The organism is Gemmatimonadaceae bacterium (genome assembly GCA_019637445.1).
In the GTDB taxonomy this organism is placed as follows: domain Bacteria; phylum Gemmatimonadota; class Gemmatimonadetes; order Gemmatimonadales; family Gemmatimonadaceae; genus Pseudogemmatithrix.
In genome coordinates, this window is the sequence record JAHBVS010000001.1 from 1,509,788 (window position 1) to 1,527,227 (window position 17,440).

General features: G+C 66.9%; 14 protein-coding genes and 1 tRNA gene. 10 read left to right on the top strand and 5 right to left on the bottom strand.

Features of this window, described 5'->3' with window-relative positions; translation table 11 throughout:
* Positions 1 to 116: 116 nt before the first annotated feature.
* The 4 genes from tkt (at position 117) to KF709_06830 (ending at position 6,296) form a co-directional block, all read left to right on the top strand.
* A complete protein-coding gene (tkt, locus tag KF709_06815) occupies positions 117 to 2,066 on the top strand; it encodes a transketolase (protein MBX3174107.1) in 1,950 nt (649 codons plus the stop codon).
* A 7-nt stretch (positions 2,067 to 2,073) separates the two neighbouring features.
* Positions 2,074 to 3,081: a putative sulfate exporter family transporter gene (locus tag KF709_06820; protein MBX3174108.1), complete on the top strand. Its 1,008-nt coding sequence runs from the start codon at positions 2,074 to 2,076 to the stop codon at positions 3,079 to 3,081.
* Positions 3,082 to 3,249: 168 nt separating this feature from the next.
* On the top strand, positions 3,250 to 4,872 hold the full coding sequence (locus KF709_06825; protein ID MBX3174109.1) for a TldD/PmbA family protein: 1,623 nt from the start codon (positions 3,250 to 3,252) through the stop codon (positions 4,870 to 4,872).
* Entirely contained in the window at positions 4,869 to 6,296 is a 1,428-nt protein-coding gene (locus KF709_06830) for a TldD/PmbA family protein (GenBank protein MBX3174110.1), read from the top strand. The genes KF709_06825 and KF709_06830 overlap by 4 nt, the downstream gene beginning before the upstream one ends.
* 1,242 nt (positions 6,297 to 7,538) lie before the next feature.
* Here KF709_06830 and KF709_06835 read toward each other — a convergent pair.
* Both KF709_06835 and KF709_06840 read right to left on the bottom strand, forming a co-directional pair.
* A complete protein-coding gene (locus KF709_06835) occupies positions 7,539 to 7,967 on the bottom strand; it encodes a DUF2442 domain-containing protein (GenBank protein MBX3174111.1) in 429 nt (142 codons plus the stop codon).
* Positions 7,960 to 8,172, bottom strand: coding sequence for a DUF4160 domain-containing protein (locus KF709_06840; protein ID MBX3174112.1), 213 nt, complete (start codon positions 8,170 to 8,172; stop codon positions 7,960 to 7,962). Before KF709_06840 ends, KF709_06835 begins: the two co-directional genes overlap by 8 nt.
* Positions 8,173 to 8,379: 207 nt before the next feature.
* Between KF709_06840 and KF709_06845 the strand changes: the two genes are divergently transcribed.
* From KF709_06845 to KF709_06855, 3 genes are all read left to right on the top strand, one after another.
* The gene (locus tag KF709_06845) at positions 8,380 to 9,405 is read left to right on the top strand and encodes a putative zinc-binding metallopeptidase (GenBank protein ID MBX3174113.1); all 1,026 of its coding nucleotides are present in this window, start codon (positions 8,380 to 8,382) and stop codon (positions 9,403 to 9,405) included.
* The gene (locus tag KF709_06850) at positions 9,402 to 10,415 is read left to right on the top strand and encodes a hypothetical protein (protein ID MBX3174114.1); all 1,014 of its coding nucleotides are present in this window, start codon (positions 9,402 to 9,404) and stop codon (positions 10,413 to 10,415) included. The genes KF709_06845 and KF709_06850 overlap by 4 nt, the downstream gene beginning before the upstream one ends.
* Before the next feature lie 138 nt (positions 10,416 to 10,553).
* Positions 10,554 to 11,858 carry a hypothetical protein gene (locus tag KF709_06855; protein ID MBX3174115.1) on the top strand — a complete coding sequence of 435 codons (1,305 nt, stop codon included), beginning with the start codon at positions 10,554 to 10,556 and terminating at the stop codon, positions 11,856 to 11,858.
* A 42-nt stretch (positions 11,859 to 11,900) separates the two neighbouring features.
* Here the strand turns inward: KF709_06855 and KF709_06860 are convergent, their stop codons facing one another.
* Both KF709_06860 and KF709_06865 read right to left on the bottom strand, forming a co-directional pair.
* Positions 11,901 to 12,290: a hypothetical protein gene (locus KF709_06860; protein MBX3174116.1), complete on the bottom strand. Its 390-nt coding sequence runs from the start codon at positions 12,288 to 12,290 to the stop codon at positions 11,901 to 11,903.
* Between the two features lie 2 nt (positions 12,291 to 12,292).
* Positions 12,293 to 13,780, bottom strand: a complete 1,488-nt coding sequence (locus KF709_06865; GenBank protein MBX3174117.1) for an amidohydrolase family protein — start codon at positions 13,778 to 13,780, stop codon at positions 12,293 to 12,295.
* An 84-nt stretch (positions 13,781 to 13,864) separates the two neighbouring features.
* On the opposite strand from KF709_06865, the gene KF709_06870 reads away from it, so the two are divergent.
* Both KF709_06870 and KF709_06875 read left to right on the top strand, forming a co-directional pair.
* On the top strand, positions 13,865 to 14,350 hold the full coding sequence (locus KF709_06870) for a hypothetical protein (protein MBX3174118.1): 486 nt from the start codon (positions 13,865 to 13,867) through the stop codon (positions 14,348 to 14,350).
* A gap of 133 nt (positions 14,351 to 14,483) precedes the next feature.
* Positions 14,484 to 15,431 (top strand): hypothetical protein, encoded by a 948-nt coding sequence (locus KF709_06875; protein MBX3174119.1) that lies wholly within the window; start codon positions 14,484 to 14,486, stop codon positions 15,429 to 15,431.
* Positions 15,432 to 15,443: 12 nt separating this feature from the next.
* Here KF709_06875 and KF709_06880 read toward each other — a convergent pair.
* A tRNA-Phe gene (locus KF709_06880) sits at positions 15,444 to 15,516 on the bottom strand.
* Between the two features lie 192 nt (positions 15,517 to 15,708).
* Here KF709_06880 and KF709_06885 point away from each other — a divergent pair.
* Positions 15,709 to 17,409 carry a M20/M25/M40 family metallo-hydrolase gene (locus tag KF709_06885; protein ID MBX3174120.1) on the top strand — a complete coding sequence of 567 codons (1,701 nt, stop codon included), beginning with the start codon at positions 15,709 to 15,711 and terminating at the stop codon, positions 17,407 to 17,409.
* The last annotated feature ends 31 nt before the right edge of the window (positions 17,410 to 17,440 follow it).

The window sequence follows — 17,440 nt, forward strand, 5'->3', positions numbered from 1 at the left end:
TCCACAACGGCCTAGTTTTAGGGGTCCGCCCAGACCTCCTCGCCACGCCCCTGCCCGTGCCCCAGACCGACGCCGCCCTGCAGCAGCTCGCCATCAACACCGTCCGCACCCTCTCGATGGATGCGGTCCAGCAAGCCGAGTCCGGCCACCCCGGCACCCCGATGGCCCTCGCGCCGCTGGCCTACGCGCTGTTTACCCGGCACATGCGCCACAACCCAGCCGACCCGCACTGGCCCGACCGCGACCGCTTTGTGCTCTCCGCCGGGCACGCGTCGATGCTGCTCTACTCGTCGCTCTTTCTGAGCGGCTACGACCTCCCGCTCGACGAGCTCAAGAACTTCCGCCAGTGGGGCAGCCGCACGCCTGGCCACCCAGAGTTCGGCCACACCGCCGGCGTCGAGACCACCACGGGCCCGCTCGGACAGGGCGTCGCCAACGCCATCGGCATGGCGGTCGCCGAGGCGCACCTCGCCTCGCTGTTCAATCGCGATGGCCACGGCGTGATCGACCACTGGACCTGGTTCATCGCCGGCGACGGCTGCCTGCAGGAAGGCATCTCACACGAGGCCGCGTCGTTTGCCGGCCACCAGAAGCTTGGCAAGCTGATCGGCTTCTTCGATGACAACCGCATCACGATCGACGGGCGCACGGATCTGTCCTGCAGCGACGACCACGCCAAGCGCTTCGAGGCCTACGGCTGGCAGGTGTTGCACATCGCCGACGTCAACGACCAGTCGCAGATCGACAGCGCCATCGCCGCGGCCAAGTCCGACACCACGCGCCCCACGCTGATCATCACGCGGACGATCATCGGCTTCGGCGCCCCCACGCGGGCCGACACCGCGAAGGCGCACGGCGAGCCGCTGGGCAAGGACGAGATCCGGCTCACCAAGGAAGGTTACGGCTGGCCGTCCACCGAGCCCTTCCACGTGCCCGACGCAGCGCTCGCGCACTGGCGCCTGGCCAAGGAACGCGGTGTGAACCTGCAGGCCGAGTGGATGCGCCGCTTCGCTGACTACACGAAGATTTTCCCCAGCGAGGCCAAGGAGCTCGGCCGCCGCTGGCACGGCGACCTGCCCGCTGGCTGGGAGAAGGCGATTCCAGAGTTCACGGCCGAGAACGGCAACATCGCCAGCCGCGCGGCGTCGGGCATCGTGCTCAACGCCATCGCGCCCGCAGTGCCGGAGTTGATAGGTGGCTCGGCCGACCTCACCGGCTCCAACCTCACCAACATCAAGGGCTCGGCGGTCTACCAGCCCGCGCAGCGCGGCGGCCGCAACTTCCATTTCGGCATCCGTGAGCACGCAATGGGCTCCGTGATGAACGGGATGGCGCTGCACGGTGGCATCATTCCCTACGGCGGCACCTTCCTCGTCTTCGCCGACTACATGCGGCCGGCGATCCGCCTCGCCGCCCTGATGAAGCAGCAGGTCATCTATGTCTTCACGCACGACTCCATCGGACTCGGCGAGGACGGACCCACGCACCAGCCGGTCGAGCATCTCACCGCGCTGCGCTGCATCCCGAACCTGCTCGTGCTGCGCCCCGCTGACGCCAACGAGACCGCGGAGGCCTGGCGCGCGGCGGTGAAGCATCGCACGGGACCGGTGGCTTTGGTGCTCACGCGTCAGAAGCTGCCGCTGATTGATCGCACGACGCACGGCGCGGCGAGAGGCCTGGCACAGGGTGGCTACGTGCTGAAGGACGCACCCGAGGGCTCGACGCCCAGCGCCGTGATACTTGCCACAGGCTCCGAAGTGGAGATTGCGCTCAAGGCGCAGTCTCAGCTCGCCGCCGAGGGCATCGCCACGCGCGTTGTCTCGATGCCGTCGATGGAGCTCTTCGCCGAGCAGGACGCGGCGTACCGCGAGTCCGTGCTACCCGCCGGCGTGCGTCGCGTGGCCGTCGAGGCCGCGCATCCGATGAGCTGGTACCGCTGGGTCGGTGCGGATGGGGCCATCGTCGGCATCGAGACGTTCGGTGCCTCCGCGCCGTACCAGAAGCTCTACCAGGAGTACGGCATCACGGCAGAGGCCGTGGTTGCTGCGGTGAAGGCTCAGCACTGAGCGCGCGATGAGCGCGTTCACGGCGCGGGTTCCCGGGCTCGCGCTTGCCGTGGCGGTGGCCGCGGTGGCGACAGCGCTTGCCGCCGCCGAGACGCGGGTGCTCGGGCATCCCGTGGTGGACGCGCTGGTGATTGCCATCCTGCTCGGCATGCTCGTGCGCGCGGTGCTTCCGCGTGCCGAGCGCTTTGCGTCCGGCATCGACTTCGCAGCCAAGGAAGTGCTCGAGGTCGCGGTGTTCTTGCTTGGCGCCTCCGTTGACCTCACGGCGTTGGTACGCGCGGGCCCCGCACTCGCCGCCGGCGTGTTGCTCTTGGTCGCGCTTGGACTCGCCGCCGCGTACGGCATCGCGCGCGCACTCGGACTGCCGCACACGCTGGCCTTGCTGGTCGGCTGCGGCAATGCCATTTGCGGCAACTCGGCCATTGCCGCCGTCGCCCCGGCCATCGGTGCGCCACGCGAGCACGTGGCCTCGGCCATCGCGTTCACCGCCGTGCTTGGCGTGGTTGCAGTGATTGGCCTGCCGCTGTTGATGGTGCCGCTTGGCTACTCGGAACGGCAGTTCGGCGTGCTCGTTGGGCTCACGGTGTACGCGGTGCCGCAGGTCTTGGCCGCTGCACTGCCGGTCGGTGTCGTCGCGGGGCAGATGGCGACGTTGGTGAAGCTCGCGCGCGTGTTGCTACTCGGCCCAGTCGTGCTCGTGGCCGCCCTCACGCACGCTGGACGGCGCGCCGACGCTCCCAAGCTGCGCTGGACGCAGGTCGTGCCGTGGTTCGTAGTTGGCTTCGCGCTCCTCGCCGCCGCGCGCACGATGGAATGGATCGGTGATGATGCTGCCGCCGCAGTGCGCACGGTCTCGCATCAACTCACGTTGTTGGCCATGGCGGCGTTGGGCCTCGCGGTGGACCTTAGGACCATGCGGCACGTCGGGCCGCGCGTGGCGGCCACCGCGGCGCTTTCGCTCGCCGCCCTGGTGGCCCTCGCCATCCTGCTGATCCGGATCCTGCAGCTCGGCTGAGCGCGGGCCAGAGTCGGCCCGCAGATCGCAGACGCGAGCCGACGGCACTCAGCGTCCCGCCCGGCATCGCCGTACATAGATGCACGTGGAGATTTGCCCGTGACGAGCACGGACGCGAACTTCCCACCCCGCATCGCCTCGCTGCCCGTTCCTCCGGAGACCTGCCGCATGACGTCCCGCCGCGACTTCCTCGCGACCGCCGGCCTCACCGCCAGCGCCCTCGCCCTCGCCTCGCGCCAAGTCGGCGCGACCACCGCCTCGCCGATCCTCACGGCGACCACCGAGCCCGACCCGCAGGTGAAGGTCCTGCTGATGGCCGCGCTCAACGCCGCCAAGCTCGCCGGCGCCTCCTGGGCCGACGCACGCGTGCAGCGCCAGCGCCGCCAGAACCTCGGCACCCGCGAGCAACAGGTCACCAACGTGCTCGACACCGACACAATCGGCTGCGGTGTGCGCGTGATCGTGGACGGCACCTGGGGCTTCTCCGCCACCCGCGTCCTCACGCCCGATGGCGTCGCGCGCGCGGCGCGCCAGGCCGTGGCACTGGCCAAGGCCAACCGCGTAGCCCGCGACCGCATCGTCACGCTGGCACCCACGGCCGTGCATCCCAACGCCAGCTGGAAGTCGAGCTACACGATCGACCCCTGGAGCGTCCCGGTCGAGGAGAAGGTGGACCTGCTGCTCAAGGCCAACGCGGCGGCGATGGGCGTCAAGAACATCCGCTTCGTGAATTCCAACCTCTCCTTCGTGAAGGAAGAGCGTTCCTACGCGAACACCGAGGGCTCGATGATCGCGCAGGACGTCGTGCGCAGCTGGGTTACGATGTCCGTCACCGCGATTTCCGACGACCGCACGGAGGTCGCCACGCGCGGCCCCGAGGTTATCCAGCCCATGGGGCGTGGCTGGGAGTACGTGCTCGAGAACGACATCGTCGCCAACGCGCCCGTCTGGGCCGAACAAGCGCGCGAGAAGCTCACCGCGCGCTCGGTGGATGTCGGGCGCTGGGACCTCATCCTGCATCCCTCGCAACTCTTCCTCACCATCCACGAGAGCATCGGGCACCCCACCGAGCTCGACCGTGCGATGGGCTACGAGGCCAACTACGCGGGCACCAGCTTCATCGCCCCGCCCGACGACGTGCTCGGCAAGCTGCGCCTCGGCCCCGACCACCTCACCATCCGCGGCGATCGCTCGCAGCCGAATGCGCTCTCGACCATCGGCTACGACGACGATGGCGTGCAGCCGGACGACTTCGACATCATCAAGAACGGCCTCTTCTGGGACTACCAGACCACGCGCGAGCAGGCCGAGTGGCTGCGGCCCTGGTACGAGAAGAACAACATGCCGGTGCGCTCGCACGGCTGTGCGTACGCACAGAGCTGGAGCGATGTCGCGTTCCAGCGCATGCCGAACGTGTCGATCGTGCCCGACCAGCGCGTGGATCGTTCGTGGAACGACCTCATCGCCGCCACCGACCGCGGCATCGCGATGATCGGGCGCGCGTCGTACTCGATTGACCAGCAGCGCTACAACGCGCAGTTCGGCGCGCAGATCTGCTACGAGGTGCGCGGTGGAAAGATCGTCGGCCAGCTCAAGGACGTGGCCTACGTGATGCGCACCAGCGAGTTCTGGAACTCCATCGACCTCATCGGTGGCCAGTCCTCCTACGAGCTCGGCGGCACCTTCAACGACGGCAAGGGCCAGCCCGGCCAGTCCAACGCGGTCTCGCACGGCTGCCCGCCCTGCGTCTTCCGCAACATCAACGTCCTCAACACGGGGCGGACCCTGTGAGCACGCTCTCCGATACCTTCCGCGCGCCCAAGCGCCTCATTGCCACGCGTGACGCCGAGCGTCACGGCGTGCTCGACGAGCCCATCGTCCTCTCGCGCAGCGAGTGCGAGGACATCGTGCAGCGCGCGCTCAAGCTCTCCAAGGCCGACGCCTGCCGCGTCTCGGTGAACTCGTCCTACGACACCAACGTGCGTTTCGCCGACAACCAGATGTCCACCTCGGGCATCTCGGACAACGCCGGCATCAGTATCACGTCGTACTTCGGCAAGCGGAACGCGACGGTGCTGACGAACGACATCTCGCCGCGCGGTTTGGAACAAGCGGTGGCGCAGGCCGAGGCGCTCGCGCGTCTCGCGCCCGAGGACCCCGAGCACATGCCGGAGCTCGGACCCCAGCAGTACCAGGCGATTCCTGCCTGGTACGACTCCACGGCGCGGCTCAGCGCCGAGGACCGCGCGCGCGCCGCGCTCACGGCGCTCGAGCTCTCGCGCAACGCGAACGACCTCCAGGTCGCCGGGTTCATCGAGTGCAACGCGAGCTCGCGCGCCATCGGCAACAGCGCGGGCCTGTTCGCCTTCCATCGCAGCACCGGCGCCAACTACACGCTCACGGTGCGCACCACGGATGGCACCGGGTCGTCTTGGACCGGCGTGGACGAGAACGACTGGAACAAGATCGACTTCCGCGCCGTCGCTGCCAGCACGACCGAGAAGGCGCGCGCCTCGCGCAATCCAGCGGCCATCGAGCCGGGCCGCTACACGGTGATCTTCGAACCGCAGGCCTCGTCCGACCTACTCGGTGCAATCCGCGGCACCTTCAGCGCGCGCGCCGCCGAGGAAGGTCGTTCGGCGATGTCCAAGCCAGGCGGCACGAAGCTCGGCGAGCGGATTCTCGATTCGCGCGTCACGTTCGTGTCGGACCCCTCGGATCCGCAGGTGCTCGGTGCGCCGTTCGATGGCGACGGACTGCCACTCGCGCGCCAGGTCTGGGTCGAGAACGGCGTGCTCAAGCAGCTCGCCTACGATCGCTACTGGGCCCAGCGCACGGGCAAGACGCCCACGGGTGGCGGTGGTGGCGGGTTCGGCGGTGGCGGCGCGGGCTTCAAGATGCTTGGAGGCAGCTCGTCGATTGACGAGATGATCCGCGGCTCCGAGCGCGCCGTGCTGGTGACGCGGCTCTGGTACCTGCGGCCGATTAACAACCGCACGCTCGTCTATACTGGCCTCACCCGTGACGGCACGTTCCTGGTGGAGAACGGAAAGATCTCGCGGTCCATCAAGAACATGCGGTTCAATGATTCCGGGTTGATCATGCTGAACAACCTGGAGGCGCTTGGGCCGGCGGTGCGCACGAACAGCGGGACGGTGTTCCCGGCGGTGAAGGCGCGGGACTTCAGCTTTACGAGTCTGAGCGACGCGGTGTAGCGGAATTCTGAGGTGTGGGCCGCGAATCGGGTCCGGCCACGCAGCCGGACCCTGTTGGCCTTGCTGGCGGGCTCAACACTTTCGGATACGCAGGTGGTGATCCCGTTAATGCCTCCGACCCATTCGGTCTGACGATTGCTTGGAAGAACGACCGGAACGGTACGCTCCAGAGGAACTGGGCGCACGCGAAGCGTGCAATTCAGCAACTTGCCGACGCCGGAAACGAGGAAGCTGAGCTTCTACTGAGTCGAATGCAGCACATGGAGACGTCCGACGAGGTCTATACGATTCAGAATGCAACAACGGAATACGGACGTGGGAATACGTCGAACGACGGGCTCACGATAACAGTTGATCTCACGAAGGTCGCGCAGTCGATGGCAACGGAGCCCTTTCAGCTGAACGTGGCGTCCGTTCTTGTCCACGAGACGGGGCATTCGGCGTACAGATCGACACCGCTCCAGCGCATGCGAAACTCGGATATTGAGAGCGAGGGAACGGCTCTTGGATTCGAGAATGCCTATCTTCAAGCCGTAGGATGGTGCAAGCGTGAAGACCATCATAGCTACCCTCAGAAAGGGTGTCGTCCATGACGGCAACGAAGGCTTTGATCGCACGGTCCACGCTGCTGCTTGCACTCAGCATCGCCTGCACCTCGCCCGCGAACGACCTCGACCGCAGAGTGCAGCGAGAGGGTCAGCTCGACGAACCTAGGTGCCTGCAGACAATCGACATTCGATGGGCGAGCGAGGGTGTGCTTAACCTTTGCACAAACTCAACCTCCCGCGCCAAGATTGTGCTGGTTCGATCCGGTAAGTCGTCACGCCTCCTACAGGCGGCATTCACATACCGCGATACGCTCAAATGGCAGACCGCCCGGCACTTGGCGGATTCAATTGTTGCTGCCGTTTCATTGGAGCTAGGCGCCCCAACGACCAGGTGCGAGCGGGAGCATCTTCGGTACATTCAGTGGCGCAGGAACGAGCTCACGGTGTTGGTTAGTGCGGACACCGTCTCAGGTAGTGTTGACGAGTCCTGGACGATGAACGAGAAGCCGGCACTCGATGCGTGCGTTGAGGCAAACCACTAGTAGAATCGAGCGACTCTGCAGCACTGGCTGATTTTGGCACAGCTGGTAGGTGCAATCCACGCAGCCGGACCCGATTCTTTGCTCATGCAAGTCTCCGAGGGAATCAGATCGGCAATGCCCGAAGCGAGTAGAGCGCGTCGCTACTCCGTCTCTCAACGCTCAGCTGCCTTCCGCGGGCGACCACCCTTCGCCCCGTTTGCTCTCGCAGCCGCTGCCTTTGCCGCACTCCGTGAACGCCCCGCAAGACGCGCCAACTCGCGCAACCGCGACGGCCGGTCAACTGACGCCAACAGCAGGCCCGGCACGGAAACGTCTGCATCGAGCGTGGCCCAGTGCAACGCACCCCCGCCCGGGCTGATCGCCACCTCCGCAAGCTCGTCGGCCGATGCTTTCGCCAACGCAGGTATCGCCCGAGCCGGAAAGCCAAACACGAAGCCGTTGCTCAACTCTAGCATCACCCGCCCGGTGTCGCGGTCGTAGGAGGCGGACTCCGCACGTCGACCCCGAACACGCTCCGCCGCATCGTGAGCGCGCGCTGCCGCTAGCTGCCGCAGAATGGTGGTCTTGGATGTCCTAGCCATGGTACCGCCTCCAGTGGTCCAGCAGGAACTCGGTGCGTTCCTCGACAAGCCGGAATGCCCGAACCACGTCGGCCGTCTTCATGCCAGCAGCGGAGCGGATCACCTGCCCCTGATCAGGCCGCGCGAGCTCAATCACGACCTCGCCGTCGGAATTCCGCACATGCACGTGGGGTGGATCGTGCTCTCGTGGCGGCAGGAAGATCACGACCCGGAACCCTGCCTTCCGTAACACCGTGGGCATCAGGACAGTAACCTAACAGATGGGTTTAAGCAATGCGTGCGACCTGAAGCAGGGTGTGCATCACCCGTCCCCGTCGCCGCATCGAATGACCGCCCATGCATCCGTTCGGTGGCCAGGGCACCACCCGTCCCGCTCGCGCCCAGGCGCACCTACGTGCAACTTCCTCCCCCCATGGCACCCCGCTTCCCCTGGACCCGCTGGTCCAACGAACGCCTGATGCAGCTCCGCATCCGCGACCTCGGCGTCACGCTCGAGGGCACCTGGGTCGGCGACTGCGTGGACGAGCTCCACCAGGAGCTCGAGGACCGCGGCATCCGCCTCAAGCCCCACATCTGGGTTTCCGACGAGTGGTTCTCGCCCAGCGGCGTCTCGGGCTTCGCGGTGCCGTTCTATCTCCTGCACCCGCGACTGGTGCGACTCGAGCGCAACCAACTCATCGAAGTCGAGGGCGGCTCGCACTACGAGTGCATGAAGATCTTCCGCCACGAGTGCGGCCACGCCATCCAGCACGGCTATCAGCTGCATCGGCGCCGCGAGTGGCAGCGGCTCTTCGGCAAGTCGTCCACCAAGTATCCCGACGCCTACCGCCCGAATCCCGCCAGCAAGCGCTTCGTGCAGCACCTCCGCCGCTGGTACGCACAGAGCCATCCGGACGAGGACTTCGCGGAAACCTTCGCGGTGTGGCTGCGCCCGCGCAGCGACTGGCGTCGGCGCTACGCCGGCTGGCCCGCGCTGCAGAAGCTCGAATACGTCGATCGATTGATGAAGGAAATCGCCGGCACCACGCCACCCGCGCGTGATCGCCGCGTCGTCGATCCGATCCGCAACATCAAGAAGACGCTTTTTGAGCACTACACGCAGCGGCGTGCGATATATTCGGTCGAGTATCCCAAGACCTACGACCACGACTTGCTCCGCCTCTTCTCCAACGAGCCGCGGCACCGCAAGCGCCCCACCGCCGCGTCCTTCCTGCGCTACCACCGCGCCGACATCCGTCGCACGGTGTCGCGCTGGACCGGCGAATACCAGTTCTCGCTCGACCAAGTGCTCACTGACATGATCGGCCGCTGCCGCGAGTTGCGCCTGCGCGTCGTCGGCCGCGACCGCGAGGTCCTCGTGGACTTCATGGTGCTGCTCACCGCCCGCACGATGGGCTTCCTCGTCGGCCAGGGCCGCCGCGACTGGATTGCCGTATGAGACGACTCCGCATCCTCGTCCTCACGCATCCGGACCTCGCCCCGCCGGACGTCATCAGCTCGCTCACGGCCAAGGAGGCCTTCGAGCTGAAGACGGAGATCGACGTGGTCTCCAACCTCCGCAAGCTCGGCCACGATGTGCACGTGCTCGGCGTGCAGTGGGAGCTCCGCCCGGTGCGCGAGGCCGTGGACGTGCTCAAGCCGGACATCGTCTTCAACATGCTCGAGGAGTTCCACGGCGAGACGACGTACGATCACAACGTCGTCGGTTTCCTCGAGCTCATGAAGGTGCCCTACACGGGCTGCAACCCGCGCGGACTCATGCTCTCGCGGGGGAAAGCGCTCTCCAAGAAGCTCCTGCACTACCACAGGATCCGCGTGCCGGACTTCGCGGTCTTCCCCGTCGGTCGCAAGGTGCGGCGCCCGAGCCGACTCGGATTCCCGCTGATCGTGAAGTCCTTGATTGAGCACTCGAGCACCGGCATCTCGCAGGCCTCGGTCGTGGACTCGGACGAGAAGCTCGCCGAGCGCGTGCGCTTCGTGCACGAGCGCGTCGGCACGGACGCCATCGCCGAGCAGTTCATCGAGGGCCGCGAGATGTATGTCAGCGTGCTCGGCAACGATCGTCTCGTCGCCTTCACGCCCTGGGAGCTCAAGGCCGTGAAGAGCGAGCCCGGCGAACCGTTGATCGCCACGGCCAAGGCCAAGCACGACCCGCAGTACCAAGCCAAGAAGGGCATCTACATCCAGGCCGTGCAGGAACTGCACCCCGAGGTCGAGGCTCGGTTGCTGCACGACAGCAAGCGCATCTACCGCATCCTCGAGCTCTCGGGTTACGCGCGCATCGATTTCCGCGTGGACGCCGAAGACCGCATCTTCTTCCTCGAGGCGAATCCGAATCCGGATATCGCCGAACACGAGGAGTTTGCCTCAGCGGCGGCCTTCGACGACGTGCCGTATCCCAAGCTGCTCGAGCGCATCCTGCGCCTGGGAATGCGCCAGCACGAGTAGGCAGCGGCACCGCCGCGACGAGCACTGCGGGCGGAGCGAACCGCTCGCAGAACGCGCACGTGACGGAGCGGGAGCTCTCTCGTCTGCCGAATGCAGGCCGAGTCAACGTTTTCGGCTGCTCACCCGATATTCCTAGATATGTACATCCCCCGCCGTTGGCGGCGCCTGGCGCTTCTCGCGCTCGGCGCCGTGTTGCCGTCTATGCTCGCTGCGCAGGCCGACCCCGCCCCGGGCGCGCGTGCCGAGCCCGCCTCCGAACCCCGGGTGCGCGTCTTTCTTGACTGCCACACCGGCGGCTGCGATCGCAACTTCTTCGTCACGGAACTGCCCTTCGTGCTCTGGACGCAGGACCGGCTCGACGCTGACGTCCACGCGCTGATCACTGGGCTCGGCACGGCCGCCGGTGGCACCGAGATCACGATCGTGCTGCTGGGCCGCGGACTCTTCGGGGGCCGCGCGGATACGCTGCGCACCGCAGTGCCGCCCAACAGCTCCGACGACATGCGTCGCCGCCAGCTGGCGCAGGTGCTGCAGCTGGGGCTGGTCCCGTACGCTCTCCGTATCAGCGGTAGCGCGCGCTTCACGCTGCGCTATGATGCGCCCTCCGATGGCGCCGCGCCGTCTGAGGTGATCCGCGATCCGTGGAATTTCTGGGTGTACCGTCTCCGCGCCAACGGCAGCGGCGGCGCCGAAAGCTTGAACTCGAACTACCAGCTCAACGGCAGCGTGAACGTGAGTCGGACCACAGAGGACCTCAAGCTCTCGTTCAACATCTACGAGGAGTATCGCAGCAATCGCTTTACGCTCTCGGACAGCACCACTCCCACCTACGTCCTGCGCTCCACGGACGTGAGCGCGCGCGTGGTCCGCAGCCTCACCGACCATTGGTCCTTCGGCACGCGCGTCACCGGCGGGCGCTCGGAGTTCCGCAACCAGCAGGCCTCGGCGGGCATCGACCTCTCGGCCGAGTACAACGTGTTCCCCTGGCGCGATGCCACGTCGCGGCAGCTCATCGCCGCCGTGGCGCTCGGTGGTCGCTACTACGACTACAACGAACCCACGATCTACGAGCGCCTCACGGAGTCGAGGCCTGTCGCGCGCGCCATCCTCGCGGGCGAGTCGCGCCAGCAGTGGGGCACGATCGACGCCTCGCTGCGTTACACGCATTTCCTGCACGATGCCGCGACGTACAACATCAGCTTCAATGGTCGGGCGCAGCTGCGCCTCACGCGTGGGCTCTCGCTCGAGCTGCGCGGCGATGCCGCGCGCGTGAACGACCAGCTCTACCTGCCGCGCGGTGGCGCCAGCGACGAGGAAGTGCTCACCCGTCAGCGCGCCTTGGCCACGAACTTCCGCGTCGGGGGCTCCGTGGGCCTCAGCTTCACGTTCGGGAGCATCTACAACACCATCGTGAACCCGCGCCTCGACGAGCTCGGGACCTGATCGCGAGGGTGCGCGCGGCAAGTGGCCGCGCGCGCCTCACATTCAGTCGCTCACCGGCATCGCGAAGGTGATAGTGTTCCCGCCGGGCTCCCGCACGCAGATCTCTTCCATCCCGTAGAAGGTCTTGCGGCGCGGGAACACCACGGGCGCGCCCTCCACGGCCTCGATCGTCGCTTCGAGATCCATAACCTCGAGAAACAAGAACGTCCCGGAGAGCGGCGCATTCGCCATTGCCGGCACGTCAGCTGCAACGCTCGCGCGCGTCTGGTACATCACCTCAAGGCCGCTCTTCTCGAAGATCACAAAGCCGAGCTTCCCTTCGTGCGGCACCTCGGCGGTCTTCTCGAACCCCAGGCGATCCCAAAACGCGAGGACGGGTTCAATCTCCTCGACGAGCAGCACGGGGGTGATGCGCTTGAGCCAGTTCGCCATCGCTAGTTCCCTCCGCGGCCTGCGGCGTGACGCTGCCGGATGCGCTCGAGACCAGCGCTGATTTCCGTCGCGCTCACCCAGCGGCCGCGCAGCATCACGCCCGAGCGCTTCGTGAGATTGCCGAGGTCGGACAACGGATCGGCATCCAGCAGCACCAGATCAGCGGCTTGGCCAACCGCCACGGTGCCGAAGGCGCCATCCTGCTTGAGCGCCTCGCGCACATATCGCCCAACGTTCCGCGTGCCGCTCTCCAACACCTGATACGTGCTGAGCCCAGAGGCGCGCGCCACCTCCAGCTCGCGGTGCAGCGCGAAGCCCGGCACGTTGAACATCTGCGGCGAGTCCGTGCCCATCAGCAGCGGTGCGCCTTCGTCCGCCAAGGTCTTGAGCATCTGTCGCCGCAGTTCGAGGTAGCGCGCCCGCCGCGGCGGCGTCATGCGCTGGTTCTCGTCCGCCAGCCCGCGACTACGCTTCTGGTTCATCCAGGCATTCACCTGCGCCTGCGACACGTAGGCCATCTCCGGCAGCGCGCCCAGCTCCTCCGGCGTGCGGTCGTTGTAGAAGTTCTCCCAGAGGTACATCGTCGGCACGTTCCACACCTGCCGCTCGCGTGACATGCGCGCCAAGGCCGGGAACATGCTGGGGTTCACGGCGTCGATCACATCCCCGAGCTGCGAACCCGCCGTGCCGAACACCACGCGCGCATCGCTGGCCCTGCCGTACACGGAGGAGTCCACCGCGGCCTCGAGGTAGCCATCCACGTGGTCGATGGTGGACATGCCGCTCCGCATGGCGTGCACAATGCCGACATCGAACGGGATGTGACCGCCGAAGGTGAGTCCCTGCGCCCGCATCTCGGCCACGGCCACGTCCCAGGTCTCACGGCTGAGGCCGGGGTGGATCTTCACGAGGTCGTAGCCCGTGGCCTTGGCCTCGCGCACGAGGCGCAGCGCCGCCTCGGGGTTCGGCGCCGAGTTGCCGTTGAGCGATGGCGCCGCTGGATAGAAGCGCGGCCCGAGCATCTCACCGCTATCAAGCTTGCGCTTCAGTTCGATTTGGTACGGGGCACCGAGCATGCCGCGAATCGCGGTGATGCCGTTGGCCACGTAGAGGAACATGATGTCGGACAGCTGCTCGTCGGTCGGGCTACCCGGCGGCACGTGCGCGTGCATCTCTGCCAGGCCAGGCATGAGGAACTTGCCGCGCCCATCGATGCGCGTCGCGCCCGCGGGCACCGCCGTCCGCGCGCTCGGCCCCATCGCCACGATGCGCCCATTCTGGACGACCACCGTGTGGTTACTGAGCCGTCGGTCGCCATCCATCGGCAGCACCGTGACGTTCGTGAAGGCCACCGCGGTGGACTGGGCCTGCACGGCTGGTGCAGTAACCGCCATTGACAGCGCACCGGCGACGACCACGGCAGCGTACATGGCGAGGCGGCGCGCGCTCAGGGAGTGCAGGTCGGAAAAACGTTCCAGCAAGACTGACATCAAGGGCTCCCGCGGTTCATCGGTCATCGCCATCGCTGCGTACCGACTGCTCGGCGCGCCAGCGGCCCGTTAACTTACGCCGCGATGTCCAGCGACGCTCAGACCACTTCGCGCGGCCTGCCCGGGCTCTCCTGGCGACAGCTCGTCGCGCTCGTCGCACTCGCCAACGCCTTCGTGGCGACGTACCTGCACCTCTGGAAGATCGGCAAGGCCGGCGCACTCGCTTGCGGCGGCGGCGGTGGCTGCGCCTTGGTGCAGTTCTCGCCGTGGAGTTGGTTCTTTGGAGTAGACGTCGCCTTGATCGGCGCGGTTGGCTACAGCGTCCTGTTCATCACCGCCGCGGTCGCCGCCAGCGCACGCTTCGCCGACACGCGCGGCGGCGCGCTCGCCCTGATGGCGATGGTGTATCCGGCACTGCTCTTCACCACGCGCCTCAAGTGGGCGGAGTTCTACAAGCTCCGCACCTTCTGTCCCTGGTGCGCCATCTCCGCCGTGTCGATCACGCTGCTGTCAGTCGTGGTCTGGCTCGAGTGGCGACGCGTTCGGCGCCTCGAGGCAGCCGCGACTTAGCGGCTTTCGGACTTCGTTCGGCGCTGTCGCGAAACTGCACCTTGCGGCCCCCGGTGCTGACTTCCAGCGTTGAGGCCCAATGGAATTCAGCAGCGCCCCAGACCCAGCGGGCAAAGCGACCGCTGTACGGCCGATGCGTACGGCGCTGCTCGTGGCTGCCACGTACTTGGTGTTGGGGTCGCTGTACATCTTCGTCTCGTCAAACTTCGCGAGCGAAGCCTCGGGCACCGTAGAAGAGCTCGAGCGCATCGAGATCCTCAAGGGACTCGGCTTCATCGTGGGTTCGGCGCTGCTCATCTTCGGACTCATCCTCACCGCGCTGCGCCGTAGCCTCGCGGAGGAAACCCGCGCGCGCCGGATGCAACGCGCCCTGCACAACGCCGAGCGCAGCGTGCTCGCCGGCACCTTCGCGCGCACCATCGCGCACGACATCAACAACGGCCTCTCCATCGCCACGATGAACCTCGGCCTTCTTCGCGAATCGTTAGAGGGCGACCGCACGCGAACCGAGATGGCCGACGAGGTGTCGAAGGCGCTCAAGCGTATCAGCGAATGGAATCGCCGCTTCTTCGAGATTGGCGGGCGCGAGCTGCTGGAGAACGCGCAGGAGATCGAGCTCTGTTCCGCCATTGAGGCAGCGCTCGCACTCGCACGCCAGCATCGGCGGGCTCGGCACGCGCGCATCGACGCTGCCTTGCCTGCCGAGGCGCTCTATGTTGGTATCGACTCGATCATTCAGCGTGCCGTGCTGAACCTGGTGCTGAACGCCGCCGAGGCGGCCGGGCCCGACGCCAACGTTCACGTCACGCTCACGGCGGGCGGCGAGGGTCGCTGGATTCTCACTGTGGAAGACAATGGGCCGGGCATCTCGCCTGAGGTGCGCGCGCATATCCTGGAACCCTTCTTCACTACCAAGCCGGACGGGACGGGCCTTGGCCTAGCCTCGGTCGTGGCCTGCGCGCGTTTCCACGGCGGCACCGTGCGCGTTGACAGCTCGCCATTGGGCGGCGCACGCTTCACCGTTACGCTTGGACAGGTGGCCACAACGCACGACGCGCCCGGCGACTTGCCGGGCGCGTAGTGGACTTCGGGATGGCCAGGGCCGGAATCGAACCGGCGACACGCGGATTTTCAGTCCGCTGCTCTACCAACTGAGCTACCTGGCCGTAGCCTCGAATATTAGTGACCCCAAGGCCCGGTCTCAAGCGGGGAGGGCGCGCGGAAGGGAGGCCTAAGTCCGCACGGGATGGCACTTTCGGTCCACTTGGCCCGTATGGGCCTCGGGGCAACCCCGAGCCAGTCCACGCTGTCCTATCTTGGACAACCACGCGCCACCTCCCCCTGACCTCGCCCGTATGATGCGCCGCCCATTCGCCACGGCCGCCGTTGCCGCGTTTGCCGCCCCGGCCGTTGCCGCCTTGGCCGTCGCCACCCTGTCTCCGCTCGCGCTCCCCTCCCAGCAACGCCCCGCCGCCCGTGCCGCCGCTGCTGCCGCCGCGCCGATGTCGCCCGCCGCGCTCCGTGATCGCCTCGAGCGCTACACCGCCGACTCGATGCGCGGTCGGCTTACCGGAACCGCTGACCATCGCCGCGCCACGGCGTACATCGCCTCCGAGCTGCGCGCGATGGGACTTGAGCCGGCCGGCGAGAGCGGCACGTTCCTGCAACGCGTCCCGCTCATCACCACGGTGCTTGATACCGCGACATCGTCCATCACGGCCGCCGGTAGCACGCTGACTCCGTACGTGGACTACCTCCCACGCAACCAAGGCCCGCGCGGACGCCTGGTCGAGGGCGCGGAAGTCATCTACGCCGGAGTCTGGGGTGCGCCCGGGCTCCTCGGTGGCGCGGACGTTCGCGGCAAGGCAGTGATCGTCTCCACGCCGCTCGACAACTCCACGGTCATCAAGCTCCAGGCGCAGGCGCAGTTTGCCCAGGCCGCCGCCATCATCGTCGCCAACTTCGACCTGATGGACCCATCGCTGCGCGCCGCCTTGGCCAGCGCAGCGATGGTGCTCGACGACGGCAGCGCGCCCAGTGGCCCCGAACTGCCGGGCTACCTGCACATCACCCGCGCCACCGCCGCGCGCATCCTCGGTGTCGGTGATCTTGCCGACGCGCGCATCGGCGCGTCCGGCACGCCGATCCAGGGCCAGTATCGCTTCAAGCCGCAGCCCGTCGAGTCGTACAACGTCGTCGCCCTGCTGCGCGGCAGTGACCCGTCGCTGCGCGAAGAGATGGTCGCCATCGGTGCCCACAGCGACCACGTCGGCGTCGGCGCGCCCGAGGACCGCGACTCCACGCGCGCCTTCCAGCTGGAACTCCGCCGCAAGCAACTCGAGACCGGCGGCCCCGCCACAGCCGAGCTAGCCGCCTCGGTGCACGTGAACATGGATTCCATCCGCGCGCTCTACCCCACGCCGCGCCTCGACTCCATCTACAACGGCGCCGACGACGACGGCTCCGGCTCGATGGGCATCCTCGAAGTCGCCCGCGCCTTCGCTGCCCAACGCGAGCGCCCCAAGCGCTCCATACTCTTCGTCTGGCACGCCGGAGAGGAACTCGGCCTCTTTGGCGCCGAGCACTTCACGGACCACCCGACCGTCGACCGCGACAAGATCGTCGCGCAGCTCAACCTCGACATGATCGGCCGCGGCGGCCCGGGCGAGGAAGTGAACGGCGGCCCCAACTACATCCAGCTCATCGGGTCGCGCCGCCTCTCCACCCAGCTGGGCGATATGGTCGAGCGCGTCAGCCGCGAGAAGGGCTTCAACTGGGATTTCGACTACCAGTACGACGCCACCGGCCACCCCGAGCAGTTCTACTGTCGCTCGGATCACTATATGTACGCCCGGTACGGCATCCCCATCGTGTTTATGTCCACCGGCGGTCACGCCGATTACCATCAGGTCACGGACGAGGTGCAGTACATCGATTTCGACAAGCTCGCAAAGGTGAGCCGGTATACGTTTGAACTGGCGACCGCCGTGGCCAACGCCGCGGAACGGCCGCTGGTCGACAAGCCCAAGCCCAACCCGCGCGGCAACTGCGTGCAGTAGTCGTGGTCCCGCATCCCCGCATCCCAAGCAG